Here is a 17,451-nt window from a genome sequence, read left to right as displayed (position 1 = left end):
ACAAACTAGGGGGTGGCGACTGTTTATCAAAAACACAGGGCTCTGCGAAGTCGCAAGACGACGTATAGGGTCTGACTCCTGCCCGGTGCCTGAAGGTTAAAAGGAGGGGTGCAAGCCTCGAATTGAAGCCCAGGTGAACGGCGGCCGTAACTATAACGGTCCTAAGGTAGCGAAATTCCTTGTCGGGTAAGTTCCGACCTGCACGAATGGAGTAACGACTTCCCCACTGTCTCCAACATCGACTCAGCGAAATTGAATTCCCCGTGAAGATGCGGGGTACCCGCGGTCAGACGGAAAGACCCCGTGAACCTTTACTCTAGCTTTGCAATGGCATTATCGATGGCATGTGTAGGATAGGTGGGAGGCTTTGAAACCATAGCGCCAGTTATGGTGGAGCCATCCTTGAAATACCACCCTTGTCCTCGATGATGTCTAACCGCGGTCCCTTATCGGGATCCGGGACCTTGCATGGTGGGGAGTTTGACTGGGGCGGTCGCCTCCTAAATCGTAACGGAGGCGCGCGATGGTAGGCTCAGAACGGTCGGAAATCGTTCGACGAGTGCAATGGCATAAGCCTGCCTGACTGCGAGACTGACAAGTCGAGCAGAGACGAAAGTCGGTCATAGTGATCCGGTGGTCCTGTGTGGAAGGGCCATCGCTCAACGGATAAAAGGTACTCCGGGGATAACAGGCTGATGATGCCCAAGAGTCCATATCGACGGCATCGTTTGGCACCTCGATGTCGGCTCATCACATCCTGGGGCTGGAGCAGGTCCCAAGGGTTCGGCTGTTCGCCGATTAAAGTGGTACGTGAGCTGGGTTCAGAACGTCGTGAGACAGTTTGGTCCCTATCTGCCGTGGGTGTAGGAAGTTTGAGAGGATCTGTCCCTAGTACGAGAGGACCGGGATGGACACACCTCTGGTGGACCTATTGTGGCGCCAGCCGCAGTGTAGGGTAGCTATGTGTGGACGGGATAACCGCTGAAAGCATCTAAGCGGGAAACCTCCCTCGAAACTAGACTTCCCTTAGAGCCGTTCTAGACTAGGACGTCGATAGGCTAGGTGTGGAAGCGTGGCGACACGTGAAGCTAACTAGTACTAATTGCTCGATCGGCTTGATCCGATACATACCCATGCGTGGCGACGAATATGTTGCTAAATGCTGACTAACCATCAGCGCTCGGAGACTAACGCACTCCGCAAAACAATTCCGGTGTCTAATCAACACCAATCATCAAAAACATTACATGTGATAATGGTCTGATACTTAGTTTTGCTCCTTCTGATAACAATCAGATTGAGCTTTCATTGTTCGATTTTATTGAACTGGTGATTATTGCGAGGATTCCCCACCCGATCCCATCTCGAACTCGGTCGTTAAGGTCCTCTGCGCCGATGGTACTGCATCTCAAGGTGTGGGAGAGTAGGTCATTGCCAGTTCTATAAAGTCGAACAATGCATATTACGTTCGAAAGAAACCTCCTTCATCGTCCTGAAAATATCAGGGCAAACGGCTTTGTCCTTACTAGCCTTAATGCTAGATAGGTGAAGCCGTTTTTTAATGTCTAAATGTCAGATTCTACATTCTGACGAATTTGTAGCGGCGAGGCGCTATGAATTAAAATATTGATGCGGGGTGGAGCAGCCCGTCGGATCTATAAAACGTCTCCCAGATGTTTTAATCAACGATCCAACCTCGTCAGGCTCATAACCTGACACGCTACTGCGACGAAATTTATTGCGGGGTGGAGCAGCCCGGTAGCTCGTCAGGCTCATAACCTGAAGGTCGTTGGTTCAAATCCAACCCCCGCACCCAATCTTTCTTAACAATATCAAAAATGTACACCAAACCGTCCGTAAGGGCGGTTTTTGTGTTTATGGCTCCAGGTTACACATGGGGTACAACTAAACAGAACAAATCAAAGGATTTTAGGACTTTTGGAGATCGACTTTGTGTTCAGTATAAAAACAGATTTTAGAGCTTAGAAAATCGTCTAACTTACGAGTGAGCTTTTCCTATCTGTCGCCAAAGACATTGTTTAGTTCTCTAGTGCTTCAATTTGGCCAGTTCCCCTGTGACTCTATCAATGATGGAAAGCCCAAGGTAATCTTATAAACAATAAGGTAACCTTGAACTTTGCTACATTTTCCTGTCACCGGTTTGTTCGAAGACCAAGCATGCGTTTCAGAGTAGTATCTTTGTCAAGAAAATGATGTTTGAAGGCAGCACCAATGTGGCCCAATATAATAAGCATCATAGCGTAACTCGTTATTTCATGGCCCAATAATAGAATGGGTTTTAACAACGGCGACAAAGGAAGTACTTCACCGTTTACGAGATTGAGCGGAACGATCCGCCATGAAAAAATCCCAAAACCATAGCCGGCTGATGCGGAATACATCATTCCGAATGTGGGTACCAAAAAGGTCAATATTAGCATCAATCGGTGAACAAATTTTGCTAACGCTTTCTCACGAGGATTTTCAGCAATAGATTTGATTTCTCCCTTCCAAAAGACCCAAATCAACCTCAACACGATGATGATGTATGCAATTACGCCAAGAGATTTATGGAGGTCATAAAGTTCTAAGGTATGCGTTTGAGCCATATAAATTCCAATTGGAAATATCGCGAGGATTAAGAGCGCAATTGCCCAGTGTAGAACAATAGAAATGCTATGTGGTTCAGAGGGGGGGGGCATCAATGTAATCTCCAATTTTGAAAAAAATTCAATTTGAAGGATTATATTTAAATCAGGTGTTTATCGAACGTTGAGGTACGAAATGCCGAAATCTGTGATGAATTAAACCCGTAAGAACTAATGTGGATTAATCTTTGAAGGACTTTAGGTAGGTCTTGCTCACTGGAAATGAAAACTCACTCCCCATATGAACAATTCCATTTCCGGCTTTGAGAAATTTGACTTCTTTTATCTCAGACTTGCGGACAGCGATTGATCGATGAATGCGCACCAAATCGGTATCACCTAGATCTTCCAAAAAGTTATTTAGCGAGTTTCTTGTTAATACTGTTTCAAAAGGTGTTACGACTTCGAGATAATTACCTGCCGATTTAACTGCGATTATACTAGCAACCTCTACTCGCGTTCGGGAGGTACCTTTATCTATCCATATTGCTTCTGGTATTTCTCTATTACTGTTGAGCTTGTTAATTGGCAAAGAAGTTATGTTGTTTGTGTTCGTTAGTGGTTCATTTCTATTGGGAGGCCGATAAAAAATTTGCCAAATTGCTAAAATAGCAATCATGGCCTTTAAATATCCAGGACTGAAATAGGCGATACTAGATTTCCACTCGCCTGAGCCGATCCAGATATCATAAGTTACGCGCGCGGCAATCGCTAATATCGTGAGTGCAAAAAGAATAATAATTCTGCTAAACCAGCGAGTTTTTTTAATTTGGCTAAATGTTAAAAAGCACAAGAGAAATGGAGTTGCGATTAACCAAATTCCCCAATTCAGTGCGATGTATCCGCATGAACTAAAAAAGTTGAACGGAATGCCACTTTCGTTCCATCGTATAAAGTTACAATGAACTGTGTTAAACAACAAAAATGCCAGCCAACCTGAATAAACTAGCCAAAGTCGATTTAGGGTATTGAGAAAAACCATATGTTTTTCTGAATTGAATCTCAAATCAATCATTACTTGACTTCGTCCAGTTGGAAATATGTTAGCGTTCTCAGTGACTTTATAATACTCAGTTTTTTTTGAAAATATACGAAATTGTCGAATTTGGTGGTTACATATACAGAGTTCCATCAATCACATGACAAATGTCAATTGAGAGAAATAAAGCGCTGACGCACATTCTCCATCACAAGGAGATATGTGATGCAAAATGATGTGTTCGCTTTTCGAGCAGATAATGTTCGAAAGGCATTTGGTCAAAAAATTGCGCTAGATGATGTGTCGCTGAAATTGAGTGAAGGTATAACCGCCATTCTTGGTAAGAATGGGGCTGGTAAATCTACACTTATTCGATGTGCGCTAGGTTTAGAACGGCCGGACAAAGGTCAAATTTCTATCTTTGGTAAGCCATCCAAAAGCCGTGCGGCACGAGAACGTGTTGGTATCATGCTGCAAGATGGTGATCTACCTGATCTGTTGAAGCCCCTAGAACTTGTTGAGTTGTTCGCAAGCCATTATTCAAACCCAATGTTGGTGGCAGAGGTCATCGAAAAAGCTCAACTTCAAGGATTTGAGAACAAGCTTTATAAGAACTTATCTGGTGGTCAGAAAAGACGGGTTCAATTTGCGCTTTCTATCGTCGGCAACCCTGACATTTTATTTCTTGATGAGCCAACAACGGGCCTGGATTCAGAGGTGAGGCGTTCACTTTGGAGCACCGTTCAAGAATTAGCGAAATCTGGAAAAACGGTCTGCTTGACAACACATTATCTTGAAGAAGCTGAAGCACTAGCTGATCGTGTTGTCGTGCTCGATGCCGGTCAAATTATTGATGACGGTAGTGTTTTGGAAATGAAAAAACGCTTGGGTATTTCGATCATTCAATGTTCGGCAAACCTAAGTAAGGGGGAGTTATTAGCGCTTCCCAAAGTCGTTTCGTGCAAGCTTGAGGGAACTGCATTGGAAATTCGGACATCTGACCCAGATGTTACGATGAAAGCACTTATAGCGCAGCACCCAACTGTCGTTGACTTGTCTATTTCCCGTCCAAATCTTGAAGATGTTTTCGAGGCTCTGACACAATGAGTATGTTTAAATCACTGTCTGCTGAAGCAGGTGCAGAAATCCTTAGTGCTATGCGCTCTCCCTCTTACATGATCCCAACGCTGGTCTTTCCAATAGCGTTCTATGCACTATTTGGTTTGGTGCTTACACAAGGCAGGGAGATGACGGCCTATCTATTGGCTACCTATGGCGTATTTGCAGTTATGGGACCGTCGATTTTTGGGTTTGGAGTTACTGTTGCAGCTGAACGAGAGCGCGGTTGGTTACAGCTTAAACAAATATCCCCGACGCCAGCGCTGGGCTTTGTCTTTGGAAAATTCATTACAACACTCTTATTCTCAGGCATTATTTTAGCACTTCTATATTGCACAGCAGCTTATGGCGGCATTGCTATGCCCCGAGTGGTTTGGGCGAGCTTATTAGGTGTCCATTTACTCGCCATTTTTCCCATGCTCCTGATCGGTTTGAGCATAGGCCTATTATTGCGCTCAAATGCTGCGCTTGCAGTGGCGAACATTGTCTTTATGGGATTAGCTATTTTGGGAGGTTTATGGATGCCTGTTTCGGTCTATCCCGAAGCCATGCAAAACATCGCCAAATTGCTTCCATCTTATCATTTAGCTGAAATATCATTGGCAGTTAGCCAAGCTCCCGGAGAGCGCAACATCTTGGGTAATCTCATTCCAGTCGTAGTCGCAACAGTGCTTTTGCTTGGTTTGGTGATGGTGTCTTGGAACCGTCAAAAGAAGTAATCTATAGAAATTAGGTATACAATTATGATCCGCAACATTGCACCCATTAGTTTGTCCGTGCTGGCGGTTGGGTTAGCTAGTCTAGTCTTTTTGCTTCCAACAACTGAAAGTGAAGTCGGCACAAAAGTTGAGTCTTCTGAAGAGAAACTCAATTCATCACTTTATATCGAAAACGTACGTCTTGCTCAAAGTGGAAAACTTGGCGCACCTACAAACCTGTTGATCGAAAATGGAATAATCATAGGAATAGGGTCTGAAATTGAGGCAGGTGGTTTAGAGGTATTTGACGGCCAAGGTCATACAGTTTTGGCTGGATTGATTGATAGCCACACCCATTCATTCGGAAGCGCATTGTCAGATGGAGTTCGTTTTGGAGTCACAACACATATTGATATGTTCAGCGATAGTTCGGTTTTAACCCAAGCCAAATTGGATCGTGAGGATGTGAGCTCCCGTAATAAAACGGACCTGTATTCAGCAGGCATGATGGCGACGTCGCCGGGAGGGCACGGGACCCAATATGGCGTGCATATCGAAACCATTGAAACGGTTGATCAAGTTCCATCTTGGGTAAAAGCTAGAATAGCTGAAGGTTCTGATTTTCTAAAATTGGTCTACATGCCAGAGCAGGATTGGGTCACCAGCCTCGACAGAGAGATTGCTCGAGCGATTATTGAGGAAGGACATGCACGGGGCCTGAAAGTTTTAGCTCACATCAACACAGATATCGAAGCAAGGCATATGATAGAGGATGGTATTGATGGTCTTGTGCACATATTTGGCAATAAAGTTGCTGACGATGTCCTTGTTGAGTTGGCAAAAGAAAAAGAGGTTTTTATCATTCCGACGTTGTCCGTTATCGCATCCGTAGCGAATGAGAAAGTTGGTCATACATTTGATGAAACTTTGCTTTCACCAATGCAAAGGCAGACACTAAACGCGGGTTTTGGTGTTGATATTCCAGGTTTTAGCCTTGAAAATGCTCTTGAAAGTGTGAAGTTATTTCATGATGCGGGTGTACCTATTATAGCTGGTTCGGATGCACCTAATCCAGGAACAGCTCATGGTGTTAGTTTGCACCAGGAAATGGAATTACTTGTTCGCGCCGGGATATCGGAGGCAGATGTTATAGCTGCTGCGACGTCCATTCCAGCCGTAATTTTTGAACTGGAAGGACGAGGAGAACTTCAACAAGGCAGCCGCGCAGATTTTGTGCTTATTGATGGTAATCCATTTGAAAATATCACTTTTAGTCAGAATATTTCATCTGTGTTCAAAAATGGAAAAATTGTCGAACGCAAAGTAACAAAAGAAAAAGCAGGTTCAGCACTTGGCCCGACTATTATTTCTGATTTTGAGGAAGGGATGAATACCTCGGAATCATTTATTTGGAGTACCACAACGGATGAAATGGCCGGAGGAGCTTCAACTGCGAGCCTGTCCGAAAGCGTTGAGGAGGATGGAAACAAAACTCTACAAGTTGATATGCAAAACAATGCTGGGTTTCCATATCCTTGGGCGGGTGCAAGTGTGTTCGCTAAAGAGGGACCTGTGGACTTGAGTGGCATAAATAGCTTGGTCTTTGAAGTTAAGGGAACGCAAGGGCAATATAGAACGATGGCGTTTAGCGGGAATACACGTGGAGTACCTCCTACATTGACCTTTATTGCGACTGAGGAGTGGTCGACAATAAGATTGGGTCTAACTGAATTTGAAGGATTGGAGCTTAATAACGTCAATGGTTTCGCGATTGTCTCAGGTCACGGTATTGGAAAAACGCAGCTCTATATCGATAATATTAGGCTGGAAGAGTGATGATTGAAGCCGTTCAAAAAAAAGAAAACAAAACACCAATTTTTCAACAGCCTGTTGTAACGCTGATCTATTTGATTTTCCTGTTTCTTCCATGGCTGTTGAAGGCACCGAACCAAATGGAGCTATTGGTAACCATTGGATCGGCTTTAATCTACATTCCGTTGCATTTTAAATCCCACAATGCACCAGCCGAACACAAGTATTGGTACATGATCGCAGTAATTGTTTTGGGAGGCATTGCCGCTCCATTCTGGAACGGTCACAATGTGTATTTTATTTATGGTGCAGCGATGGCAGGTTTTATTCTTGACCGCCGAAATGCTGGAATAGCTATGGTATTGGTCATAGCGGCGTATGTTATTACTGCTTTAGTTGCAGGGCGTTTTATCTATGAAATTCCAATGACGATCGTGATTGCGATTATGGTTTGGCTTTCATGTCTCAGAGATTCTCACGAGAATGAAAGATACGAACAAGCTGAACGTGAGAGGGCGTTGGAAAAGCAGCTTGCATCCATAGCTGAACGCGAACGTATTGCCGCTGATCTGCATGATGTCATTGGGCAAACATTGACGTTGGTTGCTCTAAAAAGTGACTTGGTGGCCAAGCTGATTGATAAAGATGCAGAACGAGCAAAGCGCGAAATACAAGAATTGCAGTCGGCTAGCCGAGATGCGCTGACACAGGTACGATCTACTCTGCGAGGGCTAACTGAAACGACGGTCGTGGTTGAATTGTCATTAGCTCGTAAGGTTCTGGAAGCATCTAATATTGTTCTTACAATTGGAGGGCAGGTTCCTGAACTGTCTCGGCAGCAAAATACTGTGCTTGGTCTCGTAATTCGAGAGGCTTGTACCAATATCGTTCGCCATTCAGGGGCTGATAAGGTTTCAATTGTTTTCGAAACGGAAGATGACGTGCATGCACTTTGTATTGAAGATAATGGTTCAGGAATTCAGGAGAGTAACGTGTCTTCAAATGGAGTTGGCCTGACAAGTATAAGGAAACGCATATCTTCTCTTGGAGGGATTTTGACTATTCAAGGAAACAAAGGAACGGTTCTTCGAGGTGTGATCCCAGCATGATCCGTATAGTTCTGTCGGAAGATCAAGTTATGCTTCGTAGTGCGCTTGTTTCCTTACTTTCGCTTGAAGAAGATTTTGAAATAGTTGGCACTGCAGACGATGGAATACAGGCCCATAGATTAGTTCGTAAATTTGAACCGGATGTCTTAATTAGTGATATTGAAATGCCTGAAATGACGGGGTTAGAACTTGCGGATCGTTTAGCTCAGGAAGGAACAAAAACTAAAGTCATTATCATCACGACTTTTGCGCGGCCAGGCTATATCCGGCGTGCAAAAAATAGTGGTGTGAGAGGCTATATTCTAAAAGATGCACCAAGTGATATACTCGCTGACACAATTCGAAAAGTAGCAGCTGGTGAAACAGTGTTTGTTGACGCTGATATAGATGACGAATTGGTAGAAGACCCTCTAATTGATCGTGATCGTCGATTACTGCGCCTAGTTGAGCAGGGAAAAACGAACAAAGAGATAGCTGAAGCGCTGAATCTGTCCGTTGGGACCGTCCGTAATTATTTGAATGAAGTTGGTTCCAAATTAAATGCCTCGAATAGGATCGAAGCTTTCCGAATAGCCCGTGATAATGGTTGGCTGTGATCAATTGATATAGGGTGTTAAGTCCTCGACATCGAAAACGGTCTACCTTTCACATTTGCAAGTTTTTTGTAATCAGCTCGACATATGAAAAATTGTCATATGCAACCTCGTTGTTTAGTGAGGTTTTGTTGTGTGATGAAGCTAGTGTCTTCAATTTTTTAGGTTTTCGAACACAACATTCTCACTTTTCATTTTCTTAGAATAGCAAGATGAAAAGTGTATGGTTTAGTGTCAAAGTTTCTAAAAACGTCGTTCTATTGTCTTTCGAGTGTTTATTTAATTGGCTTCGCGAATGCAGACTCGAAATCAGAAAACTATATCAAGACCGCAGCTCTTGAGATTTCCAATGCGAGTGTATCCGGTATATACGATGAGGTTTGGCGATTGAATCTCAATGAAACTGTGAACAATCTTGTAGATTTTGACTTGATGGCCCGTTTTTCTATAGGGAGACATGTACGTTCTTTGTCTCAGCTAGAATTGGATAAATATACAGCCACTTACAGGAAATATGCGCTAATTACATTTGAACAATATTTCAAACAATACGAAAATTTTTCAATTGAGATAGTGGGGTCCGTCGATCTAACTGAACGAGATTCAGTTGTGTCTTCAAGAGTAACTCTTGGTGATGGAGAAGAGGTCGATTTGAAATGGAGAGTTTTATATAGAAATGGAGTTCATAAAGTTGTTGATATTGCGATTGAGTTAGAAGGTTCTCAATTGTGGCTTGCTATCGAGCAGCGGTCTCAATTTCTTGCAATAATAAATTCTCAAGAGGGTGCCGTTGATGACCTTATTGCTGTTCTGCAAGAGAGAATAACTGAACTTCGCAGTTGATAACTATTGCGTGGGAAAACAGAATTTAAAAATAAGGCCCTTTTTTTTGTTTTCCAAGGCAATGTTTGCGGAATGAAGTTCTGCGATGACCGAGACTAATGACAAACCTAGGCCGTACCCTTTAGTATTGCGACTTTCTTCACATCTATAAAACCTATCGAATACCTTATCCTGTTCAGTAACGTGTATTCCAGGACCTTCATCTTCCACCGTTACGTTTATAAAGTGTCCAATCTCATTGATCGTTATAGATACGTTGCTGCGTTGGGGCGAAAATTTTATAGCGTTGTCCACGATATTCATAAAAGCTTGGAACAATAGGTCTCTGTCGCCGGATATTTGGGTTTGCATAATGTCGGAGGAAATCGAAATTTCTTTTTCCTCTGCCAACGGTCTATAAAATGAGATCACATCTTTTAGAATATCTTCGAGTGAGACAAAATTAAACGCTGATTTTTTTACATCGGTTTCGATTTCTACAATTCGAAGCAAGCCATTGATCATTGAAAGTAGACTATTTGCTTCATTCAGTAGCTCCGTTTTTAAAGTCGGTGGTTCCACTTGATCTAAATCCACGATTAAGCGTGTGAGTGGAGTTCTCAAATCATGAGCAATGTTATTTGAAGCTTCTCTCGATTGTATCAATAAAGCTTGGATTTTATCGAGCAGATAATTCCATGTTGTCGCCAATTTTCCTAGATCATCCCAACTGGAATCTTGACGCACGCGTAATGAAAGATCACCAGTTTTTAGAATATTGTTTGCTGTCTCTGAGAGGCGGTGCACGCCGGTGACTATGTATATACTCAGGAACAGAATATATAGCAGGATAACGACCAAGATGACTATGACAGTTTTGCCAAAAGTGGATGCAATCCAACTAGCTGCGGCAAGATCATCGATGTTTCTTCCAACATGTATGACATGGCCATCCGGGAAAGTGTGACTTTTGATCAATACATCATAGTGATCTGTAAAGAACCGAGTGCTTTGAGTTGGCATAGAAACGGAGTTATGGGGGATTTCAACGATGAGGACGTTACCGCGAATGATTTCAGTATCTCCCCACTCCCAGTCACCCAAATTCCCTGTAATAATTTCTTTTTCGGGAGATTCTATAGAGTAGAAAAAAGAGTTTTTTGAATCAGAGAATCTGTTTTCAACAATCTCAATTACTTGGCTTATTCCAGAGTTTTTTTCTACTTCTTGAAGGAAAAGGAGGTCAGCATTTACTGCTGCCCTTGGTTCTCTAAAGGGCGATTTTTGATCGACTAATGAAATTAGAAAACCCGCCGCAATTGCAGCGATGATCAGTACTCCACCAAAGAGAAAAGAGAGGTAGGGAATTATACTAGTAGAGGAATATTGAGAATGTTTCATTCGGTATTGTCTTCTACAATGTAGCCAGATCCTCGTACTGTTGAAATGATTGGCCTGTCGAAGCCAGAATCAATTTTCTTTCTTAGGCGACTAATGTGAACGTCAATCACGTTTGTCTGCGGATCAAAATGGTAATCCCAGACGTGTTCCATTAACATTGTACGTGTTACGAGTTGTCCTTTGTGACGCAAAAGGTATTCAAGTAGCCTGAACTCTCGAGCTTGTAGCTCTATTTTTTTCTCGCCGCGGATGACTGACCTTGAAAGAAGATTCATCACAAGGTCTTCAGCAAATAATTCAGTTGTTTTCTTGGTTTCAATTTGATGTCTTCGTGCAGCTACCAACTCTGTTCTGGCTAATAATTCAGAGAAAGCAAAAGGTTTAACGAGATAGTCATCGGCACCCGAGCGTAATCCTTTTACACGCTCTTCGACACGGCCTAGGGCACTTAAAATGATAGCTGGCGTTTCATTTTTTGCTGCACGTATTGTCTGTAATATTGTAAGTCCATCAACTCCTGGCAACATCCGGTCAACAATCAAAACATCATATTCTTCAGTTGTGGCTAGGAAGAGCCCATCCTTCCCGTCACTTGCAATATCAACCTTGTGACCCAACTCATTCATGCCGCGATGGATGAAGCTAGAGACCTTTTCGTCATCATCAATGACTAGAATGCGCATGATTGGCTCCATCGGAGTTTAATTGGCTCATGGGTAATAGGCTGTAAAGAGCTGGAATTAAGAACAATACAATAACCGTCGCAAACAGCAGACCAAAACAGATTGAAATAGCCATTGGAATTAAGAACTGAGCTTGCTCGGACGTTTCAAAGAGCATTGGAGCCAATCCGACAAAAGTAGTCAAACTTGTTAGCAAGACAGGCCTCAGACGCCTACAGCTGGCTTGAATTGCGGCTTCGCGTCTCGACATCCCATCGATTAAAAAACGATTTGCAGTGATCATTAGAACCAATGAGTCATTCATTAGGACTCCTATCATAGCTATAATTCCGAGGAAGCTCACGATACTGATTTCGCTGCCTAACGCCACATGACCTAATATGCTTCCAATAATGCCAAACGGGATGACTGACATTAGAATAAGAGGTTGGATGTATGAGTTAAACGTTATGGCCATGAGGGAGTATATAACTGCGATAACAAACAACATTCCCATACCCAAAGCAGCGAGAGCAGGGCCTTCATCATCTGCTTCACCACCAAATCGTATTTTAATTCCAGGGAATTCTTCCATGGTTTTGGGAAGGGCGACATCATTTAGATAGTCTTCAATAATATCTTCACTGAAATTGGCGTTGGCATTGACGACAACAGAATAGACTTGGCGACCATTAGATCTGGTGATTTGAGTGTGAGCAGTAGCTGTTGTGATTTCAGTAACGAGAGAAAGCGGAACTAGATTATCGCTAGGGGTACGCACTAGAATATTTTCTAACGCGGAAAGTTGGTTCCGTTCCTTTTCTTCCAAACGAACCATAACTTTTATTTCATTTGATTGTCTTTGAAACCGAAGTGCTTCTGCACCGTGAAACCGGTTTCTAATTTGAGCAGCAATGGATTCTGAAGTCATTCCTAATGCATGCCCTTGAGAAGTGAGTTTGAATCTAAGTTCAGGTTTACCAGTTTGAACCCCGTCATCAATTCTGTTTACAGCTTCATGATGCAGCAGCAAATTACCCAAGAAAATGGCAGCTTGTTTTGCTGTCTCCAATTGAGAGTGAGATAGTTCTAACTGTAAAGGTTCTCCACCAGTGACGGCTATTTCCCCACTGACCGAGAGAGCTTCAAGGCCTTCAATTTTTTCAACTTTGCCTTCCCATAATCGTCCAAATTCAACTCCTCCGATTTCCCGTTCAACTGATGGAGGCAGGGATACCATCACTGAAACAATATTGGTGCCGGACATTGTATCGTTTTCGACTTCACCTTCATCGATTCTGACGCCAATGATACTGAAGATACCATGATTGGAGCTTGATATGTCTTCTGCTGCGTTAACTAATTGGTGCTGCACTTCAATTGCTTTTTGAATAGGAGTGCCGAATGGAAGAATTGCTTCTGCTGTAACTTTATCTGCCTCAATAATTGGAGTGAAACTAAAAGGAATCCAACCGCCCAGAACTAATCCAATTGTGATACCCAAGAGTGTAGTCATTGCGGCAAACGTTATGCCGACATGATGAACAGCTTTTGAGACCCATTTGGTAAAGTGCAAAGAAACAAATTTCTCGAGACCTTGGTTCACTATTTTTTGGGGGCGCGCGAGTTTGGTCCAGACGTCGGCTTTATTGTTCGTTTTTTTTTCGTGAGATAAATGAGCGGCCAAAATGATTAGAGCTTCTATGAGGGAGACTATCAATACGGCGACTACGACAGAAGGGATTTGATAGAATAGAACTCCGAGCTCACCGGGAATAAAAAACATCGGTAGGAATGCCAAAATGTTAGTTCCTACGGCTAATAAAATAGGAATGAACATCTCATTTAGGCCATCGATACTTGCCTGCAACTTCGTTTTTCCATGTTGTCTGTGATGAAATATGGACTCCGCGACCATGATTGCATCGTCAACAACGATGCCTATCGTTATGATGAACGCAAACAATGAGATCATGTTGATGGTTGCGCCGAAAAGTGGAAGAAGAAATATACCACCCAATAGAGATGTTGGAATGCCCATCATGACCCAAAAAGCGAGTTTTGGTTCCAAAAAGAGAGCTAATAGAATTAATACTAGGACTAAGCCTATCATGGCATTGTCGACAAGAAGTGAAACCCTAGATCTGTAAGCTTCTGCATCGTTTTCGAATATTATCAGATTGATTGCATCATTGAAATTGAGCGTTTCAATGTATGATTTTACAGCGGCCTCAACGGAACTAGGGGATTCACCATTTACAGCAAAAACATTTAACTGAATTGCGGGTTGAGAATTATACCATGTAAATACATTTGAAGGTCCAAAGCCATCTGTTAGTTTAGCGATATCACCCAATTTCAATCGCTGACCATTATCAGATGTAATTATTGGAATTTCTTCAAAATCTGAAGCCCATTGTCGACGTTCATCTGTCTTTAAAACTATGTCCGTTGATGAGGAACGAATAGTTCCGCCACCTAATTCAATTGAGTTTTGTCGTATTATTTCTGCGATGTTTTCTACTGATAAATCAAATTTATTCAGTGTGTTCTCTTCAATTTCAACCGAGACTTCCATTGGACGCGGGATCGCAATTTCAACACGTGTGATATCATCAAGATTGCGAAGATCGTTTTGTACTTTTTCAGCATATCTTCTTAGGGTCAGTTCTGTTTGTTCTCCAAAGAGTAGGAGAGACATGACTTTTTCTTGATTGGAAGCAAGATTGACTTGAGGACGTTCTGCTTCGGTTGGTAAAGTTTGTATACGGTCAACAGCGCTTTTTATTTCCTGCAGCGTTGTTGTTGCATCAATCCCATTAAGCAATGTGACCGTTACGGCTCCAATGCCTTGTGTGGCGACTGAATCAACCCTTTTTATGCCTTGAATGCCGTTTATTGAATCTTCTATAGCAAGCAAGATGGAGTTTTGAATTTCCCGCGGTGATGCGCCTTCCAACTGGGTTGAGATTTCAATTATACGCTTGGGTTGTTGAGGCAAGAACTCTTTACGAATATTAAGGGCCATAAAGATCCCACCAACCAGAAACATTATCATTAAAAGGTTGGCCAGAATAGGACGGGAAACAAGATTGCTGAGCATCAGTTTTCAGTCCTTAACAACATACCTTCTACTGGTAAGGGAAGTGGACTTGTTATGATTTGTTCGCCATCTGTTAGGCCTTCCCTAATTATAACATTACCATTGTTGGTAACTTCAGGTTGAACCGTTCTGATTTCTAGAGTGTTTTCCTCTGATAGAATCCAAAGGGTGTCATTTTGCCTTAATAGGGATGCGGGAACAACGAAGACGTTTGTTAAATTTGAAGCAGGAATTTCAACCTCTGCATGTGCACCAAGTAATACTTGTGGATGAGACAAGGGCTTCTCTATATGGACACGCAATTGTGCCATTTGAATATTTTTATCTATTTCAGCTAACAATGATGTCATCGTAGCACGACGTTCCGTACCCATACTTTTAACAATCAGATCGCTTTGAGGAACACCTGATTGAGGTAGATCCAGATAGTTTAAGTAAGAAATGGGAAGGGATGTGTTGATTGCATAATAATCGCTACAAGCGATCGTAACAGCAATATCTCCGGGGGCTACAGTGTTACCACTGGCGATGCTTTCTTCCAGTATTACACCATTACAGGGAGCAGTTATTTGCGAGCGTTCCAAATTTAATTTTGCTAAATCAACTTTGCTCTGCGCAATTTCAACCTCAGCCTTTATCGTTTCAAGTTGTGGCTGTCGAAGAGCCAACGATGTACTTTTCGAGAGATTTCTGGTCTCTGCATCTAAGGACAACCATTCGTGTTGAGCAATTAGCTGGCGGCCTTGTTCCAACCTTAAATTCTCTTTTGCTTTAGCCAATTCCGCTGTGACCAATGAGAGCTCGATTTCAAACTCTCTGGGGTCTATTAAAAACAATATTTCATCTTGGGATACATAACTTCCTGCTTCAAAAACGTTCTTTGTCTCTGAAATTCTTCCAGATACTTGCGGAGTTAATTTGATTGTTTCCCTAGCTTCGATAGTTCCAAAGCCACGAAAAGTTAATTGGTAGTTTTCGCGATGCAGAGTTTGAGTTGAAACTCGAGATCCTTTTGGTTTTTGTTGTACAAGATCGGTTGTTTCTTGCTCACCATTTGCCAAGTAAACCGTTGTTCCTGCGCCTGAAAAAAGTACGATCGACGGGAGTGCAAATTTAAAAAACATGGCTGTTCTCTGCTTTAGTTTGCTGGTTTGATGATTGGACGTTTTTTGACGAAATTTGCCACCGTGTTCCGATAGCTTTGTGCAATGTGACAATCGTAAAAGCTCGCCGACGCGTTAACTCGATTAGATTGCGCTGTTCGTTCTGTTGAGTTCTAAGAGCATCAAGAACTGTGATGTATTCGGCATCACCTTGGAGGAATCTTTGTCGTGCCAAAGCAACACTCCGACCGGACGTATTTACCTGTTTAATTTTTAAAGATATCTGCTTTTCATATGCGGCGAGTGAAGTAAGTGAGTCTTCGACTTCTTTGACTGCAATGAGTGTTGTTTGGGTAAAATTCTTGATGGTTTCTTCGAGCTTAGCTTGGCGACGTTCTGTCTCTCTCTTTCTTTTACCTCCATCGAAGAGAGGGAACTCTAGAAATGGCCCCAGGGACAGAGAATTATTGTTGTTTAGATTACCCGCCCCTGAGCCCGTCATGCTTCCCATTAGAGAAATACTTATCTTTGGTAAGCGGTCCGCAATTGAAGAGGCAATCTGATAATCCGCAGCTTTGAGTTCGTAAAAAGCCGCTCGTAGATCCGGCCTTAAACCAACCAATCCTTTCGGGCTAGGAGTCTCCAGAGGTGGTTGCAATTCTGTTCCATCAAGGTCGGAAATCCGTATAGAAAGAGGGGATATTCCCAGTACGATCGAGATGCTTGTTTGAAGAACTGCAAGCTCCCGTTTTAGCTCTGAGCGCAGCTCTTGCGTGCTGATGAGTTGGCTTTCTTGCTGATGAATTTCCAATGCACTTGCCCAGCCATTGGCAAACCTAAAACGAGTTAAATTTAGGAATTCTGTGTTAGTATCAATCTGAGTTGCTAAAAGACCAATCAGCTTTTCGGTGTAATGAATTTCTTGATAAAGTTGTATTAGTTCAGAAACGACAAGAGCTTCGGTTTTAGCGACTAGGTTTTCTTGAACTCGAAGTTCGTAATCGGCAGTTTTTATTTCTGATGCGACGCGGTTCCAAATGTCCAGTTCCCAAGAAAGTGTGCCGCTTGCTGAGAGCTCATTTCTGGTGGTTCGAACGGAGTTCTCTGATTGAGAAGTTCTATTGGCTGATGAACTGAACAAAGCACTGGGTTGTTGTTGAGTAATTATGATGCCTCGGGCAGCGCGCGAAGCGTTCAGTCTGTCAAACGCCATTCCAATATCTAAGTTTTGAGATAGCGCTTGTTCAATCAATAGGGTCAACTGTTTATTTTGAATGCTAGTCTGCCAGTAGGGCTGAACATCGTCATTTGTATTGAGCATTGTTGAAAACTCCTCGTCGTTAGAAACTGGTGAGGGAGGTAACTTCGTTTCTTGATATGTTGAGCAGCCGGCAAGCATCAG

General features: G+C 42.7%; 13 protein-coding genes, 1 tRNA gene and 2 rRNA genes (1 of these 16 only partly in view). 9 read left to right on the top strand and 7 right to left on the bottom strand.

The window, feature by feature from the left end; genetic code table 11:
• The 3 genes from F551_RS0115345 to F551_RS0115335 all read left to right on the top strand — a co-directional run.
• Nucleotides 1-1,123, top strand: a 23S ribosomal RNA gene (locus tag F551_RS0115345) (it extends 1,649 nt beyond the left edge of the window).
• A gap of 202 nt (nt 1,124-1,325) precedes the next feature.
• Nucleotides 1,326-1,440, top strand: a 5S ribosomal RNA gene (gene rrf / locus F551_RS0115340).
• 299 nt (nt 1,441-1,739) lie between these two features.
• A tRNA-Met gene (locus tag F551_RS0115335) sits at nt 1,740-1,816 on the top strand.
• A 337-nt stretch (nt 1,817-2,153) separates the two neighbouring features.
• Here F551_RS0115335 and F551_RS0115330 read toward each other — a convergent pair.
• On the bottom strand, nt 2,154-2,702 hold the full coding sequence (locus tag F551_RS0115330; RefSeq protein ID WP_018998412.1) for a cytochrome b: 549 nt from the start codon (nt 2,700-2,702) through the stop codon (nt 2,154-2,156).
• 127 nt (nt 2,703-2,829) lie between these two features.
• Nucleotides 2,830-3,663 (bottom strand): LytTR family DNA-binding domain-containing protein, encoded by an 834-nt coding sequence (locus tag F551_RS0115325; protein WP_018998411.1) that lies wholly within the window; start codon nt 3,661-3,663, stop codon nt 2,830-2,832.
• 189 nt (nt 3,664-3,852) lie between these two features.
• Between F551_RS0115325 and F551_RS0115320 the strand changes: the two genes are divergently transcribed.
• The 6 genes from F551_RS0115320 (at nt 3,853) to F551_RS0115295 (ending at nt 9,801) form a co-directional block, all read left to right on the top strand.
• Nucleotides 3,853-4,734 carry an ABC transporter ATP-binding protein gene (locus F551_RS0115320; protein ID WP_018998410.1) on the top strand — a complete coding sequence of 294 codons (882 nt, stop codon included), beginning with the start codon at nt 3,853-3,855 and terminating at the stop codon, nt 4,732-4,734.
• Nucleotides 4,731-5,465, top strand: a complete 735-nt coding sequence (locus tag F551_RS0115315; RefSeq protein ID WP_018998409.1) for an ABC transporter permease — start codon at nt 4,731-4,733, stop codon at nt 5,463-5,465. The genes F551_RS0115320 and F551_RS0115315 overlap by 4 nt, the downstream gene beginning before the upstream one ends.
• A 24-nt stretch (nt 5,466-5,489) precedes the next feature.
• Nucleotides 5,490-7,280 (top strand): CIA30 family protein, encoded by a 1,791-nt coding sequence (locus F551_RS0115310; protein WP_018998408.1) that lies wholly within the window; start codon nt 5,490-5,492, stop codon nt 7,278-7,280.
• Complete coding sequence (locus F551_RS0115305) at nt 7,280-8,365, top strand: sensor histidine kinase (RefSeq protein ID WP_018998407.1); 1,086 nt, start codon at nt 7,280-7,282, stop codon at nt 8,363-8,365. The genes F551_RS0115310 and F551_RS0115305 overlap by 1 nt, the downstream gene beginning before the upstream one ends.
• Nucleotides 8,362-8,961 (top strand): response regulator transcription factor, encoded by a 600-nt coding sequence (locus tag F551_RS0115300; protein WP_018998406.1) that lies wholly within the window; start codon nt 8,362-8,364, stop codon nt 8,959-8,961. Before F551_RS0115305 ends, F551_RS0115300 begins: the two co-directional genes overlap by 4 nt.
• Nucleotides 8,962-9,189: 228 nt before the next feature.
• Entirely contained in the window at nt 9,190-9,801 is a 612-nt protein-coding gene (locus tag F551_RS0115295; RefSeq protein WP_018998405.1) for an MlaC/ttg2D family ABC transporter substrate-binding protein, read from the top strand.
• Nucleotides 9,802-9,804: 3 nt separating this feature from the next.
• On the opposite strand, the gene F551_RS16820 is transcribed toward F551_RS0115295, so the two are convergent.
• The 5 genes from F551_RS16820 to F551_RS0115270 are packed head-to-tail and all read right to left on the bottom strand — an operon-like array spanning nt 9,805 to nt 17,448.
• Nucleotides 9,805-11,181, bottom strand: coding sequence for a sensor histidine kinase (locus F551_RS16820; RefSeq protein WP_018998404.1), 1,377 nt, complete (start codon nt 11,179-11,181; stop codon nt 9,805-9,807).
• Nucleotides 11,178-11,864 carry a winged helix-turn-helix domain-containing protein gene (locus F551_RS0115285; protein ID WP_018998403.1) on the bottom strand — a complete coding sequence of 229 codons (687 nt, stop codon included), beginning with the start codon at nt 11,862-11,864 and terminating at the stop codon, nt 11,178-11,180. Before F551_RS0115285 ends, F551_RS16820 begins: the two co-directional genes overlap by 4 nt.
• Nucleotides 11,845-14,946: an efflux RND transporter permease subunit gene (locus F551_RS16815; protein ID WP_018998402.1), complete on the bottom strand. Its 3,102-nt coding sequence runs from the start codon at nt 14,944-14,946 to the stop codon at nt 11,845-11,847. The genes F551_RS0115285 and F551_RS16815 overlap by 20 nt, the downstream gene beginning before the upstream one ends.
• Nucleotides 14,946-16,070 (bottom strand): efflux RND transporter periplasmic adaptor subunit, encoded by a 1,125-nt coding sequence (locus F551_RS0115275; protein WP_018998401.1) that lies wholly within the window; start codon nt 16,068-16,070, stop codon nt 14,946-14,948. Before F551_RS0115275 ends, F551_RS16815 begins: the two co-directional genes overlap by 1 nt.
• Entirely contained in the window at nt 16,060-17,448 is a 1,389-nt protein-coding gene (locus F551_RS0115270) for an efflux transporter outer membrane subunit (RefSeq protein ID WP_233355271.1), read from the bottom strand. Before F551_RS0115270 ends, F551_RS0115275 begins: the two co-directional genes overlap by 11 nt.
• Nucleotides 17,449-17,451 lie beyond the last annotated feature (3 nt).

Origin of the sequence: Hirschia maritima DSM 19733, from assembly GCF_000378345.1 — a bacterium.
In the GTDB taxonomy this organism is placed as follows: Bacteria; Pseudomonadota; Alphaproteobacteria; order Caulobacterales; family Hyphomonadaceae; genus Hirschia; species Hirschia maritima.
Note: the sequence above shows the minus strand (reverse complement) of the source record. Positions and strands in the feature narration are given on the sequence as shown.